General features: G+C 65.6%; 24 protein-coding genes and 4 pseudogenes. 10 read left to right on the top strand and 18 right to left on the bottom strand.

Features of this window, described 5'->3' with window-relative positions; translation table 11 throughout:
- The 3 genes and pseudogenes from C487_RS22190 to C487_RS04495 all read left to right on the top strand — a co-directional run.
- A pseudogene (locus tag C487_RS22190) lies at window positions 1–367 on the top strand (NCS2 family permease); the annotation flags it as partial.
- A 102-nt stretch (window positions 368–469) separates the two neighbouring features.
- Window positions 470–1,033, top strand: a pseudogene (locus C487_RS22185) (solute carrier family 23 protein); the annotation flags it as partial.
- Between the two features lie 121 nt (window positions 1,034–1,154).
- A complete protein-coding gene (locus C487_RS04495; RefSeq protein ID WP_152422467.1) occupies window positions 1,155–1,547 on the top strand; it encodes a glutaredoxin domain-containing protein in 393 nt (130 codons plus the stop codon).
- A gap of 46 nt (window positions 1,548–1,593) precedes the next feature.
- Here the strand turns inward: C487_RS04495 and C487_RS19300 are convergent.
- From C487_RS19300 to C487_RS04485, 3 genes and pseudogenes are all read right to left on the bottom strand, one after another.
- Window positions 1,594–1,878 (bottom strand): annotated as a pseudogene (locus C487_RS19300) (IS200/IS605 family transposon protein TnpB); the annotation flags it as partial.
- Between the two features lie 6 nt (window positions 1,879–1,884).
- The gene (locus tag C487_RS04490; RefSeq protein ID WP_006184498.1) at window positions 1,885–2,082 is read right to left on the bottom strand and encodes a hypothetical protein; all 198 of its coding nucleotides are present in this window, start codon (window positions 2,080–2,082) and stop codon (window positions 1,885–1,887) included.
- 50 nt (window positions 2,083–2,132) lie between these two features.
- The gene (locus C487_RS04485; protein ID WP_006184497.1) at window positions 2,133–3,098 is read right to left on the bottom strand and encodes a transcriptional regulator; all 966 of its coding nucleotides are present in this window, start codon (window positions 3,096–3,098) and stop codon (window positions 2,133–2,135) included.
- Between the two features lie 169 nt (window positions 3,099–3,267).
- Here C487_RS04485 and C487_RS04480 point away from each other — a divergent pair, with 169 nt between their 5' ends.
- Window positions 3,268–4,566: a tRNA(Ile)(2)-agmatinylcytidine synthase gene (locus C487_RS04480; RefSeq protein WP_006184496.1), complete on the top strand. Its 1,299-nt coding sequence runs from the start codon at window positions 3,268–3,270 to the stop codon at window positions 4,564–4,566.
- Between the two features lie 80 nt (window positions 4,567–4,646).
- Here C487_RS04480 and C487_RS04475 read toward each other — a convergent pair whose 3' ends face one another.
- Window positions 4,647–4,850: a VNG_1110C family protein gene (locus C487_RS04475; RefSeq protein ID WP_006184495.1), complete on the bottom strand. Its 204-nt coding sequence runs from the start codon at window positions 4,848–4,850 to the stop codon at window positions 4,647–4,649.
- A gap of 299 nt (window positions 4,851–5,149) precedes the next feature.
- Entirely contained in the window at window positions 5,150–5,458 is a 309-nt protein-coding gene (locus tag C487_RS04470; protein WP_193787924.1) for a hypothetical protein, read from the bottom strand.
- Window positions 5,459–5,643: 185 nt separating this feature from the next.
- On the opposite strand from C487_RS04470, the gene C487_RS04465 reads away from it, so the two are divergent.
- From C487_RS04465 to C487_RS04455, 3 genes and pseudogenes are all read left to right on the top strand, one after another.
- Window positions 5,644–6,756: an OBG GTPase family GTP-binding protein gene (locus C487_RS04465; RefSeq protein ID WP_006184493.1), complete on the top strand. Its 1,113-nt coding sequence runs from the start codon at window positions 5,644–5,646 to the stop codon at window positions 6,754–6,756.
- Window positions 6,757–6,900: 144 nt separating this feature from the next.
- Window positions 6,901–8,546, top strand: a pseudogene (locus C487_RS04460) (Na+/H+ antiporter NhaC family protein).
- A gap of 47 nt (window positions 8,547–8,593) precedes the next feature.
- Window positions 8,594–9,382, top strand: coding sequence for a VOC family protein (locus C487_RS04455; protein WP_006184492.1), 789 nt, complete (start codon window positions 8,594–8,596; stop codon window positions 9,380–9,382).
- 69 nt (window positions 9,383–9,451) lie between these two features.
- Here the strand turns inward: C487_RS04455 and C487_RS04450 are convergent, their stop codons facing one another.
- From C487_RS04450 to C487_RS04430, 4 genes are all read right to left on the bottom strand, one after another.
- Window positions 9,452–9,835, bottom strand: coding sequence for a universal stress protein (locus tag C487_RS04450; protein ID WP_006184491.1), 384 nt, complete (start codon window positions 9,833–9,835; stop codon window positions 9,452–9,454).
- A 353-nt stretch (window positions 9,836–10,188) separates the two neighbouring features.
- Window positions 10,189–10,500 carry a DUF7521 family protein gene (locus C487_RS04445; protein WP_006184490.1) on the bottom strand — a complete coding sequence of 104 codons (312 nt, stop codon included), beginning with the start codon at window positions 10,498–10,500 and terminating at the stop codon, window positions 10,189–10,191.
- A complete protein-coding gene (locus C487_RS04440; protein WP_006184489.1) occupies window positions 10,497–10,844 on the bottom strand; it encodes an ArsR/SmtB family transcription factor in 348 nt (115 codons plus the stop codon). Before C487_RS04440 ends, C487_RS04445 begins: the two co-directional genes overlap by 4 nt.
- Before the next feature lie 261 nt (window positions 10,845–11,105).
- The gene (locus C487_RS04430) at window positions 11,106–11,840 is read right to left on the bottom strand and encodes an alpha/beta hydrolase family protein (RefSeq protein ID WP_006184488.1); all 735 of its coding nucleotides are present in this window, start codon (window positions 11,838–11,840) and stop codon (window positions 11,106–11,108) included.
- Between the two features lie 310 nt (window positions 11,841–12,150).
- Here C487_RS04430 and C487_RS20920 point away from each other — a divergent pair, with 310 nt between their 5' ends.
- From C487_RS20920 to C487_RS04420, 3 genes are all read left to right on the top strand, one after another.
- Entirely contained in the window at window positions 12,151–12,315 is a 165-nt protein-coding gene (locus C487_RS20920; protein ID WP_006184487.1) for a hypothetical protein, read from the top strand.
- A 248-nt stretch (window positions 12,316–12,563) separates the two neighbouring features.
- Window positions 12,564–13,631 (top strand): glycerophosphodiester phosphodiesterase, encoded by a 1,068-nt coding sequence (locus C487_RS04425; RefSeq protein WP_006184486.1) that lies wholly within the window; start codon window positions 12,564–12,566, stop codon window positions 13,629–13,631.
- A 222-nt stretch (window positions 13,632–13,853) separates the two neighbouring features.
- Window positions 13,854–14,972 (top strand): tyrosine-type recombinase/integrase, encoded by a 1,119-nt coding sequence (locus C487_RS04420; protein ID WP_006184485.1) that lies wholly within the window; start codon window positions 13,854–13,856, stop codon window positions 14,970–14,972.
- 42 nt (window positions 14,973–15,014) lie between these two features.
- Here C487_RS04420 and C487_RS04415 read toward each other — a convergent pair whose 3' ends face one another.
- The 9 genes from C487_RS04415 to C487_RS04375 are packed head-to-tail and all read right to left on the bottom strand — an operon-like array spanning window position 15,015 to window position 23,452.
- Window positions 15,015–16,853, bottom strand: a complete 1,839-nt coding sequence (locus C487_RS04415; protein ID WP_006184484.1) for a Na(+)/H(+) antiporter subunit D — start codon at window positions 16,851–16,853, stop codon at window positions 15,015–15,017.
- The gene (locus C487_RS04410) at window positions 16,853–18,757 is read right to left on the bottom strand and encodes a proton-conducting transporter transmembrane domain-containing protein (RefSeq protein ID WP_006184483.1); all 1,905 of its coding nucleotides are present in this window, start codon (window positions 18,755–18,757) and stop codon (window positions 16,853–16,855) included. Before C487_RS04410 ends, C487_RS04415 begins: the two co-directional genes overlap by 1 nt.
- Complete coding sequence (locus C487_RS04405) at window positions 18,757–20,352, bottom strand: proton-conducting transporter transmembrane domain-containing protein (protein ID WP_006184482.1); 1,596 nt, start codon at window positions 20,350–20,352, stop codon at window positions 18,757–18,759. The genes C487_RS04410 and C487_RS04405 overlap by 1 nt, the downstream gene beginning before the upstream one ends.
- Window positions 20,345–20,722: a cation:proton antiporter subunit C gene (locus tag C487_RS04400; protein WP_006184481.1), complete on the bottom strand. Its 378-nt coding sequence runs from the start codon at window positions 20,720–20,722 to the stop codon at window positions 20,345–20,347. The genes C487_RS04405 and C487_RS04400 overlap by 8 nt, the downstream gene beginning before the upstream one ends.
- Window positions 20,715–21,242: an MnhB domain-containing protein gene (locus C487_RS04395; protein ID WP_006184480.1), complete on the bottom strand. Its 528-nt coding sequence runs from the start codon at window positions 21,240–21,242 to the stop codon at window positions 20,715–20,717. Before C487_RS04395 ends, C487_RS04400 begins: the two co-directional genes overlap by 8 nt.
- Window positions 21,242–21,781, bottom strand: coding sequence for a DUF4040 domain-containing protein (locus C487_RS04390; RefSeq protein ID WP_006184479.1), 540 nt, complete (start codon window positions 21,779–21,781; stop codon window positions 21,242–21,244). The genes C487_RS04395 and C487_RS04390 overlap by 1 nt, the downstream gene beginning before the upstream one ends.
- Window positions 21,778–22,143, bottom strand: coding sequence for a monovalent cation/H(+) antiporter subunit G (gene mnhG / locus C487_RS04385; RefSeq protein WP_006184478.1), 366 nt, complete (start codon window positions 22,141–22,143; stop codon window positions 21,778–21,780). Before mnhG ends, C487_RS04390 begins: the two co-directional genes overlap by 4 nt.
- The gene (locus tag C487_RS04380) at window positions 22,140–22,418 is read right to left on the bottom strand and encodes a cation:proton antiporter (protein WP_006184477.1); all 279 of its coding nucleotides are present in this window, start codon (window positions 22,416–22,418) and stop codon (window positions 22,140–22,142) included. Before C487_RS04380 ends, mnhG begins: the two co-directional genes overlap by 4 nt.
- A complete protein-coding gene (locus tag C487_RS04375; protein ID WP_006184476.1) occupies window positions 22,418–23,452 on the bottom strand; it encodes a monovalent cation/H+ antiporter subunit E in 1,035 nt (344 codons plus the stop codon). The genes C487_RS04380 and C487_RS04375 overlap by 1 nt, the downstream gene beginning before the upstream one ends.
- Between the last annotated feature and the right edge of the window lie 138 nt (window positions 23,453–23,590).

Here is a 23,590-nt window from a genome sequence, read left to right as displayed (position 1 = left end):
CCCCGACACGCTCGTGTCGTTAGGTAACGTCGCGACCAGCGCCGTCGCAGCGCTGTCGGTCGCCGGGCTCGCGCTGATGCTCGTCCTCCACGCACGGGGTATCCGCGGGTCGATCGTCATCGGGATCGTCGCGACTGCCGTCACCGGCTGGGTGTTGACGGCTGCCGACATCGTCGCCCCGGGGACGCTCACGCCGCCCGGGAGCTACGAACAGGTCACCGAAGAAGGCCTCCTGAGTCTGATCGCGAGCGTACAGTACGACTTCACGCCCCTGATGGCCGGCTTCATCGACGGGCTCGGCATGATCACTGACGATCCGCTCGTCTTCGTGTTGGTCGTGTTCACGTTCTTCTTCGTCGACTTCTTCGACACGGCTGGGGCGNCCGGCTTCATCGACGGGCTCGGCATGATCACTGACGATCCGCTCGTCTTCGTGTTGGTCGTGTTCACGTTCTTCTTCGTCGACTTCTTCGACACGGCTGGGACGCTCATCGGCGTCTCCCAGATCGGCGGCTTCCTCGACGAGAACGGCGACCTCCCCGAAATCGAGCGGCCGCTGATGGCCGACGCGATCGGCACCACGGTCGGGGCGATGATCGGCACCTCGACGGTGACCACGTTCATCGAATCCTCGGCCGGCGTCGAAGAGGGTGGGCGAACCGGGTTCACCGCCCTCGTCGTCGGTCTCCTCTTCTTGCTGTCCCTGCTCATCGTGCCGCTGATCAGTGCCATTCCGCAGTACGCCTCCTATCTCGCGCTGGTCGTCGTCGGCATCATCATGCTTCAGGGCGTCACTGATATCGACTGGCAGCATCCCGCCTGGGCGATCGCCGGCGGACTGACGATCACGGTCATGCCGATGACCGCGTCGATCTCGAACGGCCTCGCGGCCGGCATCATGAGCTACCCGCTCGTCAAAGGTGCTATGGGCGAAGCCGACGACGTATCGACCGGCCAGTGGGCGCTCGCACTCGCGTTCGTCCTCTACTTCGTGGTCTACTTCGCCGTCGACGCCGGCATGGTCTCGTTCTGACGGCCGCCGTCGCGTACCGGCTTCGGCGATCCCGCCGATCCACCGACTCCCGTTCCCCGCGATCCCGGCAACCACCCGGTCGACCGATGATCTGATACGTCTTCCGCGGCAATGCCCCTGTATGGCAGACATCACGATGTACGAACTCCCCGGCTGTCCGTACTGCGCGAAGGTCCGATCGAAACTCGACGAGCTCGAGCTCGAGTACGACGNGTCGACCGATGATCTGATACGTCTTCCGCGGCAATGCCCCTGTATGGCAGACATCACGATGTACGAACTCCCCGGCTGTCCGTACTGCGCGAAGGTCCGATCGAAACTCGACGAGCTCGAGCTCGAGTACGACGTCATCGAGGTCCCCCGTTCACACGACGAGCGAACGGCTGTCGAGACGGTCAGCGGTCAGACCGGCGTTCCGGTCATCACCGACGAAGCCACCGGCGTCGAGGGTATGAACGAGAGCGACGATATCGTCGACTACCTCGAGGAGACCTACGGCAGCGGCGCGGCTTGAATCCTCACCGCGCTAAAGTGCGAGGATTCCTCCGTTGGGGGTTCGGCTACCGACTCACGGAGGCAACTTGCGGGTTTGTGCGCACTTCGTTGGGACGTTCATGAGGGTGTGGTTTCCCCGACCAGCCGTGGTCGTCCCACTCGAATCGCACGGGCCGTGCCATCGGCCTGATTCCGCAATCGCTGGTTTCTCGAAGGAACGTCTCTGACGCCGTGAGGTCGGCGTGCCCCTCGAAACCACATGGACACGTCAGCGTCTCCCCGTGGCGAACCGTCTCTACGTGATCGCCACGTTCGGGGCACGTCTGACTCAGCCACGCTTCCGACTCGGCGACCCACTAAAACCAACCAGTACACAGGCGACACAGCGTGAGAACGGGATAGCCGAGCGCGACGGCAACGGCGACAAACAGCGCTCCATCGGCCGCGGTGGTGATGGGCGTCCCGTAGTTGAACACGAGTCCGAGTCCAGTCAGGAACCCGACGAGGAGTCCGCGATGTGCGCTGACGATGTCGACGTCGGAATTCGGCTTCATTGGGACTCGCTGAGTTGCCGGTCAGTCCATGCGGCCGGCGCGGACCTCTGTCAGGCCGCCTCTTCGTGCTCGGAGCGCTCCCGGATGACGTCCCGGAGGTCGTCGGCGTTCCGGAACGTCTCGAGTTCGTCGCGCTCGACCAGTGCGGTGCCGTCGACGGACTCCTGTTTCGCCCGGTCAACGACGTAGACGGATCGGGTGCGGGTGACCTGCCCGATCGAACTCATGATCCGGGCGCGTTTCTCCGCGGCCTTCGTGAACTTCGAGTGACCGGTCAAAACGATCTCGCTGTCGTCTTCGTCCTCGCTGACCGCCGTAAACGGCGAGCGGGCCGTCGGGTGGACGCTGTAGCCGGCCCGCGTGAGGACGGCGACGACCTGTTCGTCGTCCGGGTCCGCTTCGGGATCGGCCGGCGTTGCTTCGCTCTCGTGGACGTCGTCCGCTCCCTCGAGGACGTCGACCGGGCTCGTCAGTGGCGCGTCGAACATCTCTTCGAGGGCCATCGCGATCTCGACGGACGCGTTCATCCCGTCTTCGTACTTCGAGACGGTCCGTCGGGAGACGCCGAGTTCGCTGGCGAGCTGGCCGAGGCTCCAGTCGCGGTCCTCGCGCTCGTCGGCCAACAGATCGCCGTCGATGTTGACGTAGAGGCCGCCGGGAGCGGCGTAGATCAGCGGCGGGACCTCCTCGATGAAGAGGTTGTACGCCGTATCGGGGCTGAAAACCGGGACGCCATGTCGGAAGTAGACCACGTCGGGTTTCAGGTCCTCGTCGCGGCTGCGCAGGCCGATGACCAGCGGCGTCGCATTGAGGTAAGTCCCCAGGCGTCGCATCTCGTGGCCGGTCGCCTCGTTGAACGCGTCGATGTTCGCGAGGATCTTGACGAGGATCAGATCCTCGCCGCGCCGGGCGGCGATATCGAAGCTCTTCGGCCGGATCGCACACCGATCGCTCACCATGAATCCCGCGTCCTCTAACATCGCGGTCACGTTACCGACTAGTGCGGAGCGGGACATACGGGGTTGTAAGCGATTCCTCCTATAAGACGTTTTTCCCCGGGATATCCGGGTGCCGTGTCGCGATTCCACGAGTTTCACGGCAGTATACTTATATATTTGCCGCCGCCGGCCGGCGGCGAAACGAGATCCCGAAAGGGATTCCCCGGTCCCCCGCCAAGAGACGCCGATGACCGTCGTCGGGATCGACGATACCGACTCGCGCGAGCGCGGGATGTGTACGACCTACGTCGCCGCGACGATCGCGGATCGACTCCGCCAGGAGCGCGACGCTTCCGTATCCCGAATCCTCCTCGTTCGGCTCAACCCCGCCGTCGAGTACAAGACGCGTGGCAACGCCGCGCTGGCGATCCACACGGACTGCGATCCCGCCCGCGCGTTCGAACTCGCTCGCGACCGCCTCGAGTCGCTCGCCGAAACCGACGACGACCGGACGAACCCCGGACTGGTCGTGGCCGACCGCACACCCGAGGCGGGCGCGATTCCCGCCGACGTGCGTCGGTTCACACGCACGGCGATCCGCGACCACCTCGAGCCGGCCGCCGCCGCGGCCCTGATCGAGCGCCACGGGTATCGGTCGTGGCACGCCGGCGACGGCCGCGGCCGGATCGGGGCGTTGGCCGCGATCGGCTCCTGGGCGGCGCTCGAGGAGTGGACCTACGAATATATCTCGTATCGCGAGCCGGACCGCTGGGGAACACCCCGTGACGTGAACCACGAGAGCGTCTTCGCTGCGGCCGATCGGGGCTATCCCTCGGTGTGGGACACCGTCGACCGCGGCGAGGACGAGACCGTCTGTGTCCCCCACACGCCCGGTCCCATCCTGCACGGCATCCGCGGCGACGATCCCGACGCGGTCCGTGCGGTCGCCGATCGCATCGAGAGCGAGCCCGTTGCCGGGGGGCGGCTGTTCGTGACTAACCAGGGGACGGACGTCCACCTTCGGGACGGTTCGATCGGGACCGTCGAGAACGGGCGGGCTTACCGCGTCGAGGGGCGAGTCGCGAGCGAGCCCGAAACACGTCGCGGCGGCCACGTGTTCGTCGATATCGAATCACCGGCCGCCGACGGCGACCGGTCGGCCGAGCGGCTCACCTGTGCGGCGTTCGAGCCGACGAAGCGGTTCCGCGATCGCGTGCGGGCGCTGCGCGTCGGCGATCGGATCACCGCCTGCGGCGAGGTCGCCGACGGCACGCTCAAACTCGAGAAGATCGCCGTCCGCGACCTCGTTCGGACCGAGCGGGTAACGCCGATCTGTCCCGACTGCGAGCGAACGATGGAGAGCGCCGGTCGAAAGCAGGGGTATCGTTGCCGAGACTGCAAAACCAGCGCGGCGGAGCGAGCCGAGCAACCGCTCGAGCGCGACCTCGAAGACGGCTGGTACGAGGTCCCGCCGTGTGCGCGACGCCACATCGCGAAGCCCCTTGTCCGGGGCGGGTTCGATGCGCCGACGCATCCGGAGCGGTGACGCCGAACCGCACGGCTGGTTGCGTTTGGTAAGCGACACCGTCGGATCGATCGGACCCGTCGGACCACGGCGGGCGGCGATCAGCGGACGGTGACGCCACGTCGAGCGAGGAACTCGCTTACCGCCTTGATTTCGACGGGACTGCCGATGATGCGGCAGTAGTCTTCTCCCTCCCGGACGACGGTGACGGTGAACTCGTCGTCGAGCTGCGACTCGAGCCCCTCGAGTGCCTCCCGTGGCAGGACGATCTGGGTACTGTCACGCAGCCGCGACGCGTTCGGCATAGGTACCGTATCCCCGGCCGGTCGTTTATCTGTGTCGAAGTCCCGTCTCTATCGGTAATGGATCCGAGTCGTCGCGCCCCAAACCGACGAGTCACCCGCTCTGCCACCCACCGTGGCGTGGCCTCGGGTGCTGCCGTCATCGCTGCCGGGTGGGCCACACTGGCGCTAGCATGCACCCCATCTATGTACCACGATAGCATATGTCAATATGGTCTCCCCTCGAGCGCCCGGGGCACCTAACGCAGCGGACGGAATCCAGAACCACCGAGGGGGGACTCGGCGTCGGATCGTGCCGGCGGTCACGAATCCGTTCGGGAGGAGCTGACCGACAATACCTTTTCCCGCCGCCGCCTCGACAGTGAGAGGAGAAGCGGCGCGTAAGTGTAGTTCCTGGAACGGTGCGTTCGGTTCGATCGCACCCCCGTCCGACCGTCGACCACCCAATCGGTCGCCGTCGGATCGACGCCCGGCGTCGCCGCCACTTCGAATCCGATTCGGTCCTCGGATCGCACGGCCGTCTCGCTCTCCGCCGGGTGAACGCGCTCGAGGGCGACCGGCTGGGCTTTCCCGACCCCCGTCGTCGCGAGGGCACCCACGTTACTCCCCACTGCCGTAACGTATTCGCGCTGTCGCATGTCGTATCATGAGCTCTACAGGATAGGATACCTAACACAACGGTGGCGATACGAACACGGCCGAGGAAACGAGTGTCCGGTTCGGGAGGAGAACTGTGGCGGCGTCCCAGCGTGTGTCTCGAAAGGGTTTTTCGGCGCGGCCGGTTGCATACTGACAAATGGGGCTCGAGGATGAAATCGAGGCAATCGAAGACGAAATAGCCAATACGCCCTACAACAAGTCGACTGAGGCCCACATCGGCCGGCTGAAGTCCAAGCTCGCGGAGAAAAAGGAGAAACTCGAGAAACAGCAGTCCGGGTCGGGCGGCGGTGGCGGCTATTCCGTCGAGAAACACGGCGACGCGACCGTCGCGCTGGTCGGGTTCCCGAGCGTCGGCAAGTCGTCGCTGCTGAACTCGCTGACGAACGCGGAGAGCGAGACGGGGTCCTACGAGTTCACGACGCTCGACGTCAACCCGGGGATGTTGAACCACCGTGGCGCGAACATCCAACTGCTCGACGTCCCGGGACTGATCGAAGGCGCGGCGGCGGGCAAAGGCGGCGGCCAGCAGGTACTGGCGGTCGTCCGCAACGCCGACCTCATCATCTTCATGCTCTCGGTGTTCGAGATCGAGCAGTACGATCGGCTGCGTGAGGAGCTGTACGACATCAACATCCGCGTCGATCAGGAGCCCCCGCAGGTCACGGTCCGCCCGAAGATCAAAGACGGCATCAAGATCACCTCGAGCACCGACCAGGACTTAAACGAGAAGACCATCAAGGACGTCCTCCGCGAGCACGGCTACGTCAACGCCGACCTGAATCTCCAGGAGAACGTCTCCATCGATCGGCTGGTCGACGGCCTGATGGAGAACCGAGAGTATATCCCCTCGATCACCTGCGTCAACAAGGTCGACTTGATCGATCCCGACTACAAGGAAACGGTCGACGAGCAGTTGCGCCAACGCGATTTGGATCCCGAGGCGGTCACCTTCATCAGCGCCGAAGAGGAGAAGGGGCTCGACGTGCTCAAAGACCGCATCTGGGAGCGACTCGGACTGATCCGGGTCTACATGGACAAACCCGGCCGCGGTATCGACTGGGAGGAACCGCTCGTCGTCGAGCAGGGGACCACCGTCGGCGAGGCCGTCGAAAAACTCGGCGGCGAGATGGAAGAGCGGTTCCGCTTCGCCCGCGTGACCGGTCCCAGCGCGGCCCACGACCAACAGCAGGTCGGAAAGGACCACGTGCTCGAGGACGAGGACGTGCTGAAACTGATTCTGCGACGCTAGTCCCGGAAGGTCGACCCGTTCTCGTCCCGTCACCCGACGGCTCGGCTGCCGCTCGGATCGGTCCGCATGCGGTACTGTCGAGAGGATCACACGAGTCGGATCGGAACGGTCAATAATATCCGGCGAGCCGAAGACTAGACAGCTATGGCTACGTACGGGGCACTCTCCGTGTTGCCGCCGCTGCTCGCGATCGTCCTCGCGATCGTGACCCGCCGGCCGATGCTGGCGCTGTTTCTCGGCATCTGGTCGGGGGCGGTCATCCACACCGAGAGTCTCGGCATCGCACAGACATTCGACTGGATCGTCAGCGCGGTCATCGTCGACGACGGCTTCCACGTCCAGATCCTCGTCTTTACGCTCCTGTTGGGGTCGGGCGTCGCGCTCATCTGGCGGCTCGGCGGTGCGATCGCGGTCCGCCACTGGGCGACCGAACACCTCGAGACCCAGCGGACCGTCGGGCTGACCACGTGGATACTGGGACTCGTGTTGTTCTTCGACGACTACGCCAACACGGCCATCGTCGGGAGTACGATGCGGGAACTCTCCGATCAGCTCCGCATCTCCCGGGAGAAGCTCGCGTACATCGTCGACTCGACGGCCGCGCCCGTCGCGACGCTGGGCATCTCGAGTTGGGTCGCGTTTCAGCTGTCGCTGATCAGGAGCGCGTACGACGACATGGGCGTCGCGGACGAGGCACCGACGGCGTTCGAGACGTTCGTGGGCTCGATCCCCTACAACACCTACGCGCTGCTGGCGATCGTCATGGTCGGCATCATCGTCTACACCGGGCGGGACTACGGCGAGATGCTCGACGCCGAACACCGCTCGCGGACGACGGGCGCGGTCAACCGCGAGGGTGCACAGCCGCTCCAGAAGGTCGAGGAGGACCTGGGCGCGCCGATCGACGAGCGCCCGATGCTGCGGACCTTCTTCGCGCCCGTCGTCGTCCTGATCGCGGTGACGCTCGCGAGCGCCTTCTGGACGGGGTATCAGTCGTGGCTCTCGGCGCAGGCCGAGGCGGGAGCGCCGACGGCGTTCGGTGCCGCCGTCGACGACACGGGGCTCACGCGGGTGCTGATCGACATCTGTCTCTTATACACATCTCTGAGCNGGCCTACGACCTCTTCGATATCGGCGACGGCGTCGATACCGTCATCGACGGCTTCGGCATCATGCTGACGGCGGTCACGATCCTCGTGCTCGCGTGGACGATCAGCAGCGTCGCGGAGACGCTCGGCACGGGCGACTACGTCGCCACTATCGCCGAACCGTACCTCACGGCCGAGTTGCTCCCCGTTCTCATCCTGTTCATCGCCGCCTTCGTCGCGTTCACCATGGGTTCGTCCTGGGCGACGATGGGACTCGTCACTCCGATCGCCATTCAGGTCGCGTACGAATTCGGGAGCGGATTCGAACTCGTCCCGGTCGCCGTCGGTGCCGTCTTCTCCGGCGCGATCTTCGGCGATCACGCCTCGCCGATCTCCGATACGACGGTGCTCTCGGCGACGTTCTCCGGTGCGGACCTGATCGACCACGTGCGCACGCAACTTCCCTACGCTCTGACCGTCTTCCTCGTGGTCATCGGCTGTTACCTGCTCAACGGCTACCTCGGCGTCCCGCCGCTCGTCTTCCTGCCGCTTGGTACCGTCGCCCTCGTCGGCCTCGTCGTCGGCCTTTCGAGGGTCGACGCCGGTCGAAAGGGGCTCGAGCCGACCGCGACGATCACGGCCACCGAGATCGCCAGTTCCGAATCCGAACGCGGCTCGGAGTCGCCGGAGACCCGCGAGTAGGCCCCGCAGTCGCCAATTTTTTGGAGGGCGCAGCTGTCCGTTCGCGTATGGACGGAACGCTCGATCACACGATGATCCGCGTCGCTGATCTCGAGGACTCGCTCGACTGGTACCGATCCCACCTCGAGTACGAGGAGAAGGATCGCTACGAGGGCGACGGCTTCACTATCGTCTATCTCGGGCCCGAGGGGATGCACGAGGACGGCGCAATGCTCGAGCTCACCCACAACGAGGGTGAGGAGCCCGAACTGGGTGACGCCTGGGGCCACATCGCGGTCCGCGTTCCCGAAGGCGAACTCGAGGACTACTACCAGCAGCTCATGGACGAGGGCGTCGAGGACTACCGCGACCCCGAGTCCTGTGGCGGCCGCTACGCGTTCGTGAAAGACCCCGACGGCCACGAGATCGAGATCGTCCAGCGTGAGGCCGGGGCACTCTGGTCGCTCGACCACACCATGATCCGCGTCGAGAACGCCGACGAGGCGCTGGGCTTTTGGACGCGCAAGTTCGGCTACGACGAGGTCGGCCGCTGGGAGGCCGACACCTTCGCGAACTACTTCGTCGAACCCACGGACGCCGCCGACGAGGCGATGTCCGTCGAACTGACGTACAACTACGACGGCCGGAGCTACGAGATGGGCGACGCGTGGGGCCACCTTTGTGTCCGCCTCGACGACCTCCACGACGACTGGGACCGACTCATGACCCGGGACGCAGCGGACTACCGCGACCCCGAGAGCTGCGACGACATGTACGCCTTCACCAAAGACCAGGACGGCCACGAGATCGAACTCATCGAGCGCGATCTCGAGGCCGATTCGCTGTTCCCGTTTTAGGATCGCCGCGGCCGCGGTCGACCGGACGGTCCCCGACGAACGCGGATGGTTCGAAACCGCCGGTTCACCTTACGGGTCGGGAATCGGAACGACGACGACCGGCCGCGTCGCGTCAGCCAGGACCCGCCGCGCGGTCGACCCGACAGCTCGCGTCGCGTCGGGATCGCCACCGTGCGCGCCGATGACGAGTTCGTCGACGTCGACCGCCGCCGCCGTCTCGAGAAGCACCGTTGCCGGGGACCCCGACCGGCGCTCGGTCTCGACGCTACCGGCAGCCCCGAGTCGGACGGCGGCGACGTTCAACGCCTCGTCGGCGTCACGGCGCGCCGTCGGATCGTCGTCCGGGAGGACGGCGACGGCAGTCACGGTGTCGGCCGGGGTCACCCGGTCGTCGAGGTAGTCACAGATCGCCGCTGTCGTGTGGACGGAATCAGTACCGACGAGGTAATCCATAGCGACGCTACGGCGGCATTCTCGAAGAACCCTGTGACGGGGGCGGGTGAGCCCGACCGAAACGCACGGATTTTCCGACCCAGAAAACGCGCTCGTATCACTAATACGATGGGGTGGGTAGGGACGTATGGGGGACGAGAGAGGCCGCCACCACACGCCTTCGTGGTCCCCCGTGCCTCCCCGCATCCGATCATCCCACTATGGGTCGCGACGCCAGCCTTGCCCCCTCCGCCCCCGCGATTCCCCCTCGTGCGGGGGCGTCCTGCGTCGTTCGACCCCCTCCTCACTGTCAGCGGAACCGGTGATCCCGGGATGGCTTCGGCCCTACACGTTTGCCGATCGCGACGAATCGATCAGTGCCGTCCGTACAGCGAGTAGGTGATCGCGCCCAGTCCGAGCAGTCGACTCACGTTCTCGAGCAGCGCGATGACGATCTGATCCGCCCTGACGAACGTCGTCATCACCACGTTAATCAGGAAGGGACACAGCGTCAGCAAGAGGAGTCCAATGGCGAGATAGAGCATCGACGATGCATCGTTGCGCCGGTAGCCACGGTAGGCCTGATAGGCGATAATCGTCCCGACAAGCGCGACGAGGAAGAGACTCGCGATCGTCAACAGTTCGAACAGCGTCACCTCGTTGATCCGGACGACCTCTCGACTCATCGCATTCCCTCCCACATGCGAGTGAACTTGTCGGCGACGTCTTCCTCGCGATACGTCAACTCGAGAGTGAACGAGCCGTCCTCCAGCGACAGCTCCAGTCGGTCGAGGTTCGCACTATAGACGCTGTAGTGGTTGCCGTCGGAGGCGAGTTCCGTCTCTTCGGTGACGAGATCACACTCCTCGAGCCGCTCGAGCCGCCGATAGATCGTCGGGAGAGACGCGTCACATCGTTCGCTCAATGTGCTGGCAGACATGGGTTCGACGCTCGTGTGGGTGAGGATATCCCGTGCGTACTCGTCGTCGAGAACCGAAAGCAATGTCGACAGGTCAGTTTCCTCACTCACTGGTATAGCTGTTCCTACCGGCATGGATATCAAAAGCGGTCCGGTTTTTCTGGATCAGAAAACACGTTTGCTCGCGGGCGCGGACGGGAAGTTTGCCGACGGAGACGTGACTCGTCTGTGGCACGCGAGCCCCCTCGCCGGAGACGTGGCAGTCCGTGCGAACGGAATCGATCACACCACGAAGTCCGTATATCGATATCTGGTTTATCAGAAGGGGGCAGCGTGATAAACCGAGACGGCGGTCGATTGCGACCGAAACAGCTACTGGCGAGCGTCCGTCCACGCGAGCCAGTCGAACAGCCGATCACGCAGTCGCTGCTCGCCGGTCGCCGAAAACCGGTGGCCTTCGCCTGCGAACCGCTCGACGAGGACGCCGGTCTCGAGGCGCGCAGCGGCGGCGAAGCTATCGGCCGGATCGACGACCGCGTCGTCGCCGCCGTGGAAGATCGCGACCGGAACGTCGAGTTCGCCGACCACGTCGTCGAACGGGTAGCGCTCGAGCGCGTCGAAAAACTGCCGTTCGATTCGGTCGCCGGTATCGAACGTCCACGCCCCCTCGCGCTCGACGACGGTCCGGTACTCGTCGAACTGCTCGCTGGTCGTCACGGGTGCACGCGCCGCGACCGCCTCGACCCGCTCGTCCTCGGCGGCGGCGTGGACGGCGACTTTACCGCCGAAACTCGAGCCGAACAGCGCGTAGGATCGGGGATCGAAATAGTCGACGACGTGGCGGAGGTCGGTGAGTCGCGTCTCGAGCGTCGAATCGATGAACTGGCCGTCGGACTCGCCACAGCCCCTGGCATCGAATCGGACGGCGTTGTACCCCGCTTCGCTGGCCCGGCGACACCGAGCCTCGTAACTCCCGGATTTGTCGCTGCGCAGGCCATGGCACCAGACGAGCCAGTCGTCGGAGTCTGCCTCGTGGTGGACGGCGGCGACGGTCGGAGCAGCGTCCGTCGTCGCGTTGCCGACCGGAATACGGTGTGCCTCGGGCATCTCGTATCCCGGCAGACGCCTGCCGGGGCCTTGATAGCTGCGTCCCGACGGTTGCTCGAGGCCGGTCCATCGTCGACGCCGAAATACCGCGGCGGTCGGTCCGAAGCGATCCCGGGATGTCCTCATGAACGGACAGCCCCCCGGTAGGTGGGTCAAGACCCGTTCGACGGGCTTTGCGGCCATCTGGACGAACGATTCCGGAAGGAGACGACAGAGTCGGTCCCGGCGCGCTGTCCCACTCGAGGCCGCGGACCTGTGGCCGGTGTCCTCCGGCGAACCGTTTATCGCTCACCGGCGGGTTGGGTCGTGCATGACCCGCACGACCTATCGGTGTCCGTGTGGCGCACGCATCGAGTTCAAACAGGACCTCGAGAAGGAACCCGGCGTCCCGACGCCGGACTGGAAGTGCAAGGACTGCGGGACGCCGGTCCCGGGAATGACGGCCGAGAAGATCAGGCATCAACATCCCTCCTGAATCGCCGCGCTGAAATCGTGCCCGACGCTGCTGCAGTATAAATCAAATAGCGATATATGAAATAACAGCACGGGAACTAGCGACTCCGAACGGCGCATCGCTCTCGAGAACTGTCGCCGACGGCCAGCCGGACGGAGCGGCCGTGTAGAGACGTATGCTGCAAACCGTTTGCACGGATAGTCAGCCACCGTACTATGCAGACGTATTATAATTCGTTTTACCAGTCGTCCCGCTCTGCCGACCTGCAGATGTCCGAGACACACGACGACGAGCGACGAACCGACCACCCGGACACGTCCAGCGGCGCGCTTCGCCGCCGATCGTTTATCGTCGCTGCCGGCGCATCGGCGACCGGAATCGGCAGCGCTGCGGGGGCAACACCCGGTCGCGGGAGCGATGACGACGCTCCCGATAACCGCCGACACGACGAGTCGAAACGGAGCCACTCCATCGGTCGCGACGGCGATCCGGACCTGATCGCCCACCGTGGCTTCGCCGGCCTCTATCCCGAGAACACCGTCGGCGCGGTCGACGCGGCTTCCCGCGGCGGACAGTCCGCCATCGCCCCCTCACGCGGTGCCGACATGATCGAAATCGACGTCGTTCCGACCGCGGAAAACGACGTCGTCGTGTTCCACGATAGCCGACTCGCCGGTCGCGACGACGGCGAGCGCGGCCTCACCGACACCGAGGGCGTTGTCTGGGAGACCGACACGGCGACCGTCACGAACGCCGAGGTCCTCGCAAGCGGCGAAACCGTCCCCCGGTTGCGGTCCGTCCTCGAGGCGATTCCGCCCCACGTCGGCGTCAACGTCGAACTGAAGAACCCGGGGTCGTTCGACGTGGCCTTCGCCGAATCGCTGCCGCGGGCGGAACTCGAGGACCGGAAGCAACGCTGGCAGCCCTTCGTCGCGCGGGTGCTCGACATCGTCGACGACTTCCACCACGAGTACCTCTTCTCGTCGTTTTACGAGGCGGCGCTGGCGACGACCCGCGACGCGTCCGACTACGCCGTCGCGCCGCTGCTCTGGAACTCCGTTCGGGACGGTGTCGAAATCGCGCGACGCTACGACTCCGAGGCGATTCATCCGCCCTACCACATGATTCGGGGAACGCCGTTTTACGCCGATCAGCGCTACGAGGACGGAGCCGGCTGGTCTGACATCGATCTCCTCGCCGTCGCACACGAGGAGGGCCGAGACGTGAACGTCTTCACCCTCGCGACGTGGTACCAGGGCGAACAGCTCGCAGCGGCCGGCGTCGACGGACTCATCAGCGACCACGCGGACGTGCTCCGGTTCGGCGCGACGCGGTAACCCGAGAGACACGGACGCTTCGGATCGGATCGCGGCCGGGTCACACTTTTCCGATCCGTGAGACCGAAACACGGATTTAGGATCGTGGAACAGTATCCAACGAGTAATGATCCGTGGCGTTCCCCGCACGATCCGTTCTTGCCGCGGTGATACCCGCCACGAGCGGCGACGCGGAGGCTCGCGATCGCGTCTCCGTCCGATACCGGGGCGGGTGATCGCGTCGTGACCGAAGTGGCGATCGCCGACGCGGTCGACGCCTATCTCCAGCGAAAGGCCGTCGGCGACCCCGACGGCTCGGGCGCGGGAGCCTACGCGTCCAACGCGGAATCGATCCTCCGGCGGTGGGCCACCTGGCTCGAGGAAGAGCACGATCGCACGTCGCTGTTCGCGCTCGAGGTCGACCACATGCGCGCTTACGCCGAGGAACTCCGCCGACGGACGGAGCGCGGGGAATACACTGCCTCGACCGCCGGCACCTACTACGCGGTGGTCCGCGCGTTCCTCTCGTGGTGTGTTCATGGCGGCGTCCTCGAGCGAAACCCCGCGGCGACCGACCGCGCCGAGGCCGCATTGCCGACCGCCGACACGCGGCCATCCGACGACTCCTGGACGGCCGATCAGCGGCGCGCACTCGAGCGCCACGTCCGCGAGCGGGTGCTCGAGGCCGACGCCCAGTCGACGAGCGAGCGCCGCACTCGGTTGCGCGAGTACGCGATGGTCGCCGTCCTCGCTCACTCGACGGTCCGCGGCGCGGAGCTGTTCCGGGTCCCGGAGGACGACCGTCGTACGGGTGCGACCTGGGACGACGTCGACTTCTACACCGGGACGATCCGCGTGCTGGGGAAGTCCCAGCGCCTCGAAGACGTACCGCTTCCCGCCCGTGCGCGGACGCCGTTGCGGCGCTATCGAGTCGTGCTCGATCCGCCGTCGAACGACTGGCCGCTGTTTCCGACGGGGCATGCGCCGTCGATCGCCGCGCGAGTCCGGTCGGTGCTGGACGATCGCGGCCACGACGAGCGCGAGATCGAGGCGCTGCTCGAGGACGCGACGGCGATGGAACTCGCACGCGAGCGGTCGATCGCCCCGCCGGCGATCACTACCGAGGGCGCGCGGTCGATCCTGAAGCGACTCTGCGAGGCAGCCGTCGTCGATGTCGACGGGAACTACCTGACGCCGCGGGGTGTCCGCCGAGAGCACGACGACGTGTACCGACGCGAAGCGACGGCGTCGAAACCGACCTTGCGGGCGTCGGTCCTCGAGCAATCGATCGTGGTACAGGAAACGCAGCGGTCGCCCGAGACGGACGCGAAGCGGCGCGACGAGCAGTCGAAGACGGAGTAAACGCGCGGGCTGTCCAGGTGACGGTCGATCCTCCGACGACGCTCAGACGACGAGGAGCCACAGGACCACCGTCAGGACGAGCGTCAACAGCAGGACGGTGGTCCCGATGCCGGTCCGGAGGTGGATCGTCGACGGGCGGCCGCCGTCGGTCGGCTGCCGTTCGTCGACGGCGACCAGCCAGTCGGGCAACTGCCCCGCCGCCGCGTCGACGGCGAGAACGGGGTTGTTCCCGATCCAGTAACAGCGTTTGACCGCACCGACGACGGTCCGGTCGACGGCGGCGTAGGTTCCGGTGACGCCGAGCATCGTCCAGCGACTGACGGCGTAGGTCGCAGGGTAGACGACCATCGCCGGATCGCCGAGGTCGAGTTTCGAGAGCGGCTTCCGGACGACGACGAAGGTGGCGGCCGCGACGCCGGTCAGTACCCCCGCCGTCTGCAGGTGGCCCGAACTGTAGGGGTGGAGATGGCTGTGCCCGCCGTAATACTCGAACTCGAGGCCGTGGATCGTCGGCGCGAGGTCGGCCAGTCCCTGCCACCAGACGCCGAAGAGGAGACAGGCCCCGCCTAGCCCGAGCATCGCGACGGTCTGGCCGGGTTTGGCGTCCGCGACCTCGAGATCGCTCTCGCCGTGGAAGAAGACGTAGTAGCCGAGCTTGATAAAGGACAGCAGCGTCCCGATCGCGCCGAGCCAGAGCAGCCAGTACAGCGCCTGATACTCAGGCTGGCCGTAGTAGTGGGGGTCGGCTGCATCGAAGAGCATCCCTTTGCTGACGTACCCGTTGAAGCCCGGAATCGCGGTGATCGAGAGTGCGCCGAACCCGAACCCGATCGCGGTCAGTGGCATCTCGCGCCAGAGGCCGCCCAACTTGTACAAGTCCTCCTCGCCGGTGCGATAGATGACGACGCCGACGGCCATGAACAGCAGGCTCTTGAACAGCACGTTGTTGAACAGGTGGCTCATCGCGCCGGCGGCGGCGAGATCCGACCCCATCGTGGCCATACCGATCCCGGCGACGATATAGCCCAGTTGGGCCTGAATGTGATAGGAGAGGAGCGCCCGCATGTCGTGTTGCAACAGGGCAAAGGTCGCGCCGTAGACGGCCATCAGCCCGCCCATGTACGCGATGTAAATGCCCAGATCGCTCCCGGCATCGACCGGGAACGCCCGGTAGAGGACGAACGCGCTCGTCTTCGTCGTGTACACCGAGAGGAAGACGGAGGCCGCGATGTGGGGTCGCGGGTAGGTGTCGGGGAGCCAGGTGTGGACCCCGATAAATGCGACGTTGACCCCCATCCCCAGCACCGCGAGCAGCGCCGGAATCCCGTTTGCGATCCCGGCCCCGTCGTAGACGAAGGTACCGGTCTGGACGTAGTGAACCGCGACCGCCATCATCACGAGCACGCCGCCGGTGCCGTGGAACAGCGCGTATCGGAAGCCAGCCCGAACCGCCTCGCCGCCGTAGTGCCAGACCACGAGCGTGCTGGTGACGGCCATCAACTCCCACATGAACAGGAGCACGAGCCAGTCGCCGGCGAAGGCCGCCCCGATCGACGAGGAGACGTAGACGAGCGCGAACGCGACCAGCGTCTTACTGGCCTCGCTCGAGTAGGCGTAGATGACGCTACAGACCCCGAGGAAGCCGAGGCCCAGCCCGACCATTCGGGAGAAGTCGTCGACGTAGAACGGGACGACATCGAACCCGAGAAAGGTCCCGGCCAGATGCTGGCCCTCGGGTGCGACCAGCGAGATCGCAAGCACGGCTGCGAGACTGAGCGCGCCGACGGCGAAGCCGGCGATCCGCGGCAGGACGAGCACGAGCAGCGCCGCAGCGAAGACGATGAGCGGCGGGTAGACCATCGACAGGAACTCGAGTGCCATCAGGTGGACACCTCCGTCACGAGTCGGTCGAACGGAACGGCAGTCAACTCCTCGAAGGGCAGTCCGAAGACGCCCCCGACGATCTGTCTCGCCAGGTCGAGGAAGACGGCGTAGTCGGGGCCGACACCGAGGACGACCGCGCCGGTCGCGATCACGGCGATGGGCGCGAGCATCAGCCACGTGGTCTCGGTACTCGGCGACCGACGCGGCCAGCCGTCGGCCGGCGGCCCGCCGGTCAGGTGATCGTCGAAATCGCCGTGGTGGTCGACGGAACTGACTTGCTCTCCGCCGGGAACCTCGGCGTCACTCGGGTATTCGTCGACGGCGTACTCGTCGGTCCCGTCCTCGTCCGCGTCGGCTCGCTCCGGATCGGATCGGTCGGCTTCGCCATCGGTCGGCTGCCCGCCGTCGGCGGCGACGTCCGCGTCGGACCGGTCGGCGTACGATTCGACCAGCCCGCCCCGCGGGAACTCGAGGAGGGGTTTGGCGTCGTGGCGATCCTCGCTCTCGAAGAACGCGGTGTAGACGACCGGCCAGAAGTACGCGACGTTGAGGACGGCCGAGAGCAACAGTGCGGCGGCGAACAGCCAGTATTCGCCGCCCATGGAGCCGGCACCGAGCAGCATGTAGAACTTGCTGACGAAGCCGGCGACCGGCGGGAGACCGGCCATGCCGGCCGCACCGACCGTGAAAGCGGTCATCGTTAGCGGCATCCGCTTGCCGATGCCGGCCATCTCGCTGATGTAGTCGGTGTGGGTCTCGACGTGGATCGATCCCGCACAGAAGAACAGCGTGAGCTTCGCGAACGCGTGGGCGGGAATGTGAAACAGCGCGCCGACCATCGCGTACGGATGCAGCATCGAGAGCCCGAGCACGATGTAGGACAGCTGTGCCGTCGTCGAGTACGCCAGCCGGCGCTTGAGGTGGTCCTTCCGCATCGCGATGATGCTCGCCGCGGTCAGCGTGAACGCGGCGACGATGGCAACGGGGATGTTCAATCCGACGGTGCCGATGCCGGGAACGTCAAGCGGTAGGTCGTGAATCAGCCCGGGACCGTAGACCTCGAGAATGACCCGGGCGATGCCGAACGCACCGGATTTGACGACCGCCACGGCGTGGAGCAATCCGGAAACGGGCGTCGGGGCGACCATCGCGTCGGCGAGCCAGGAGTGAAGCGGCATCAAGGCGGCCTTGACGCCGAAGCCGGCGATGAGCAGGAAGAAGGCGGCCTGCGCGTAGACCGGCTCGGCCTGTGCGGCCGCGGCGAGCGCGTCCATCCCGCCCGCTTCGAAGGCGAGCGTCGGCCCGCTGCGGACCAGACTCGTCAACCAGTAGATCATGGCGGTCCCGGCGAGCAGAAAGACGCCGCCGCCGAAGAAGGTGTACGTGATGTACTTTCGGCCGGCGATTCGCGCCTCGGAGTCCTCGTTGTGGGCGACTAGCGGGTACGTGACAAGCGAGAGCAGTTCGTAGAAGACGAAGATCGTCACCAGATTCGCCGCAAAGGCGATCCCGACGGCGGCTGAAAGGCTGGCCGCGAAGGAGGCGAAAAAGCGCGTCTGGGAGTGCTCGTCGAGCCCGCGCATGTAGCCGATGGCGTAAAAGGACGTGAAGATCCAGAGGAAACTCGCGAGGAGGGCAAAGAAGATTCCCAGGGGATCGGCTCGAAGGGCGAAATCGATACCCGAGAGGAACTGAATCCCGGTGCTCTCTCGGAGGCTCCACGCGAAGACGGTCCCGTCCATAACCGCGGGAAGCATGCTGACGATGATTCCGAACTTCGCGAGGGCGGCGACGACCGACCAGCCTTCGCGGAGGTTCGGACGACGATGCGACGCGACGATCAGGACGATGGCGACCGCTGACACCAACACGGCGGCGAGCGGTCGAATATCTGCAACCATTAGTTGATCACCTCGGTGAGGAACGGATCGAGTAGTTCGGCGATCGTTCCCCCCGCGAAGCCGAGGGCAACGGCGCCGAGCGCGGCGAGGACGACGATCGCGACCATGCCGGTCGAAACGGGAGCCTCCGATCGGTCGCCGCGAATGGCGGCGATGGCGGCTCCGGGTTCGTCACGTGCGGGTTCGGCAGCGGAATCGTCGGGTCCGGCATCACCGCCGTCCGTCGCGACCGGGGCCGGCGCGTGTGGCCGTTCGGCCGTCGCGGACGGCGTGAAGTACATCTTCTCGAGCAGGCGAGCGGCGTAGGCGAGGGTGAGCATGGTACTGAGGAAGATCACGGCGGCGACGGGCCACAGTTCGGACTGGACGGCACCGAGCGCGATGTACCACTTGCCGACGAAACCGACGCCCGGCGGGACGCCGACGAGCGAGAGCAAGAGCACGGCGATCGCGCCGGCGGCGATCGGTCGCGATTTGGCGAGGCCGGCATACTCGTCGACGGTGCGGGCGTCGTAACTCCGCGCGACGAGTGCAACCCCCAGGAAGAGACCGGCCTTCACCAGACCGTGACCGACGAGATGGATCGCGGCACCGATGAAAGCCGTTTCGGAGCGCCCGGCGATGACGACGCCGTAGGCGGCGATCACGAGTCCGAACTGCGAGACCGACGAGTACGCGAGCATCCGCTTGACCTCGGTCTGGATGACAGCCAGTATCGTTCCTGCGAGGACGCTCACGCAGCCGATGGTGAGGACGACCGCAGCCGCGTTCGGCATCGCGGTGAGGTACTCGACGCCGAAGACGGTCACGATCAGCCGGCCGAACGCGTACGCGGAGGCAGTTGAGACGAGCGCGGCGATCAGCGGCGTCACGCCGTCGGGAGCCTGCTGGTAGGCGCTCGGTTGCCAGGTGTGCAGCGGCCACTGAGCGACCTTCACGGCGAAGCCGACGACGATGAACGCGACGCCGGTATGGATCAGCGTCTGACTCTCCGCGGCGGGAATCGCGTCGGCGAGTTCGAGCATGTTCAGCGTCCCCGTCGCCATGAAGACGAACGCGACGCCGATCAGGTACATCGACGCGGCGATCGTGCCCAGGATCAGGTACTTCAGGGAGGCGACCGCCGCTTCGGGACCGTCGCCGCTGGCGACCAGCGCGTAGGTCGCCAGGCTCGTGATCTCGAGGAAGACGAACAGGTTGAACACGTCGCCGGTCAGCGAGATGCCGAGCAGCCCGGCGGTCAGCAGCAGGTAGGCGGTGTAGAACGTGTTTCCGCGCGGGCCGCCCCGGCGCGTGTACGCGAGGACGCCGGTGGCGACGGCGGTCACGAGCAGGACGATCAGCATCGAGAACTGATCGGCGACGAGTTCGATCCCAAACTCGCGGGAGTAGCCGCCGAGCGTGTGGGTGACGTCCGCGCCGCGAGTGTAGACGATGCTCGCGAGAGCGGTCGCCCCGATGAAGAGCGCGCTCGTCGTGAGTGTGGCGACAGTCCAGCCCGTTCGGTCGAGCCACAGGCCCAGCGCGATCGGGAGCGTCGCCGCGAGGATCGGTACGGCGATCAGCAGCGGAAGGAGCAGATCGACGCTACTCATCGGCACGCACCTCCCGAAGCGTGTCCTCGCGGAGCGTCCCGTACTCCGCGTAGATGCGGATGATCAGCGCCAGTCCGACCGCCGTCAGCGCGATCCCGACGACGATAGCGGTCAGCACGATCACCTGGGGCAGCGGGCTCGCAACCATGACGTTCAGGGGAACGCCGCCTTCGGGGACGATCGGTGCCGACGCACCCTCGGTGTCGATATAGGCCATCGAGATAAAAAACAGGAAGATAGCCGTCTGGAAGAGGTTCACCCCGATCAGTTTCTTCACGAGGTTCTCGCTGGCGATCACCATGTAGATCCCGATACCCAGCAGAACGAACACCAGCACGTACGTATAGTGGCTAAAGAGGTACTCAATCATCGTCACTCACCCCCTCATCCGCCGACTCGCCGCGCTCGTTGCGCTCGTTGCGGCCGCCGGTCCCGCTCGGTCGCTCGGGCGAGAACCCGGCCGCCATCGTAAAGAAGAGACTAATGATGGTTCCCGTGACGATCAGCGAGATGCCGCCGATCTCGATGGCCTCGAGTCCCCACTTCGGCTTGATGTGGAACACCTCCTTGAGCATGGTGAACTCGAGGAAGTGCCCGCCCAGTGCGATCATCGCGAGGCCGATAGCCCCGAAGATGACGACGCCGCCGGTGATGATACCGACGAGGAAGGAATTACGGAGCCACCGGCGGGTCGGCTCGATGCCGAACGCGAAGGCGAGCATGAGGACGGTGACGCCGACGACGGTCCCTCCCTGGAACCCCCCGCCGGGGGCGTCGCCCCCATGGAAGGTCATGAACAGCCCGTACGTGAGCGTAAACGGTGCGATTATCTTGACGGCGGTCATGATCACCTGACTCTCGGTGTAGGTATCGTCGACGGATTGCGACATTAGGCGAACACCTCGCGTTTCAGGACGAGCAGGGTCGAGACGCCGGCGGCGAAGACGACAACCGCCTCGCCGAAGGTGTCGAACCCACGGTAGGCGGCGAGCACGGCTGTGACCGCGTTCTTGACGCCAGTTTCGTGATACGTCTCTGTGATGTAGTGTTGGGTGACCTCGAGATTCGACCAGACGGGCGTGTCCGTGCCACCGACTGCGTACATTTCGGGCAGAACGACGCTACAGAGCAGGAGTACGAACGCACCGACGACGACGACCGCCGGGACGTGAATCCGTTCGCTAAGCCGGTCGGTCGACGGGCGCGTCGTCCGTGCGATCGTCAGCAACAGCAACAGCGTCGTGACGCCGGCCCCGATGGCGGCCTCGGTCATCGCCACGTCGGGAGCCAACAGGAACGTATAGAGGATCGCCATGCCGAGGCTGTAGGCCCCGAAGACGATGATCACGGACAGAATATCGCGAAACAGCACCGTCGCGAGGGCCGTCGCGAGAATAAACGCCACGAGGGTGTACGCGAACAGACTCATCGCGACTCACCGTCCGTTTCGGCGTCGCGATCGGTTTCGTCCCCGTCTTCGCCCTCCTCGGCGAGGACCGGCGCGACCCCCGTCTCGGCCGCCGATCGGGAGATCGCGTGGGCCGCCGTCGGATTCGTGATGAACACGAAAAACAGCAGGAGGACAGTGTAGACCGCCGCGTGCTGCCAGCCGAACGCGACCGCGACGCCGGCGAGCGCAAAGCCCGCCCCGAGCGTGTCGGTCTGGGAGGCGGTGTGGGCCCGCGAGTAGACGTCCGGCAGACGGATAACGCCGACCGTCGAGACGAACGTAAAGAGCACGCCCAACCCCAGCAGGGCGACGATCACCCAAAAGCGGAGCGTCTCGATCACAGCACACCACCTCGCTCGACGGTGAACTTCGAGATGGCGATCGACATCAGGAAGTTCAACAGGGCATAGATCAGCGCCACGTCGAGGAACCACGACTGGTCGAGCCCCGCCGCGAGCAGGGCGAGGATGACGACCGTGTTCGTCCCCAGTACGTTGACTGCCAGCAGGCGGTCCTGCGTCGTCGGCCCGACGACGGCGCGATAGAACATCATGATCGCGAGAATGACGAACAGCGCCGCCGCAGCGAGGAACACGTCCTTGAGCGGGACCGGCATCACAGCTCGTCACCCCCGACGATTTCGGCGTCGTCGCGTTCGCGCGGCGAGGCGATCGCCGCCGACTTGCGGCCGTAAAAGACGAAGCGAATCCCTCGCTCGAGGCCGCCGTCGAAGAGGTCGTCGCGGGCACCCGGGATCAGCGTGTGGACGAGCAGTTGCTGGTTGTTGGCTCGGACTGTTAGCGTCCCCGGCGTGAGCGTGATGCTGTTCGCCAGCGCGGTCAGCGGCAGGCCGCTTCGGACGCGGGAGTTGACCCGCGTTAGCGTCGGCTCGATCGGCATCGACGGCCGGAGGATGACGAGCGAGACCGCGATATTGGCCTTGACGATCTCCCAGAGTAGATACGGGATGTAGAGGGCAAACCGGACGACTCGGAGCGGCGACTGCACGCGATCGAGCGGGACGGTAAACGTCACCTGCGCGAGCGAGACGGCGACGATACCGGCGACCGCCGCGCCGGTAACGAGATCGAACCAGTAGGTCGGATCCCCGAGGAGGAGATAGAATCCGTAGGAGATCAGAAAGGTCGCGAACAGGCGGTCGAAGCCCTCCGCACCACCGTCGAGACGGCCGCGTCGGGCCGGCCGATCGACGGGCGCTTCGTCGTAGGCCAGCCCGATGCGATCGAGTTCGCGCTCGAGGGGCTGGAGCAGCTGTGCGGTGACGCCGGGCTGATACTCGGGATCGAGGACGACGCGATCGATCCCGTGTTCGTCGGCGTAGGCGTCGAAGATTTCGGCGTAGTCGCGGGGGCCGAACAGGTACTCGTCGGCACCGAGCGTTGTCGTCTCGATCGTCACGTCGGCCCCGCCGGCGTCTTCTTCGACCCAGTTTTGTGCCCGCGAGAGCAGCCTCTCGGCGTCATCGCTGTACCGATCGCTCTCCGGGACATCGGCGTCGTATGGCATCGCGACGACGAGATGACACTCGAGCGAGTCGGCTGCCTCGAGACCGGACTGGACGGCGTAGCCAACCGTCTGTCGAACGGTCACCGTGTCCGACAGCGGAACGAGCAGGCGTTCAACCGCCACGGCGTCTCCCCCCTGGCGACCGTCGTTGGATACTCATGACTCTCGTTGTTAGTCGAACCAAGCGGTAGCCGTAGGAAAACGATTTCGTTATTCAGTAGCAACCGTCCGTTCCGACGGGTATATCCCAGTTATTCGTGA

The organism is Natrinema pallidum DSM 3751 (genome assembly GCF_000337615.1).
Classification (GTDB): domain Archaea; phylum Halobacteriota; class Halobacteria; order Halobacteriales; family Natrialbaceae; genus Natrinema; species Natrinema pallidum.
This window is presented reverse-complemented; position numbering and strand designations above follow the sequence as displayed.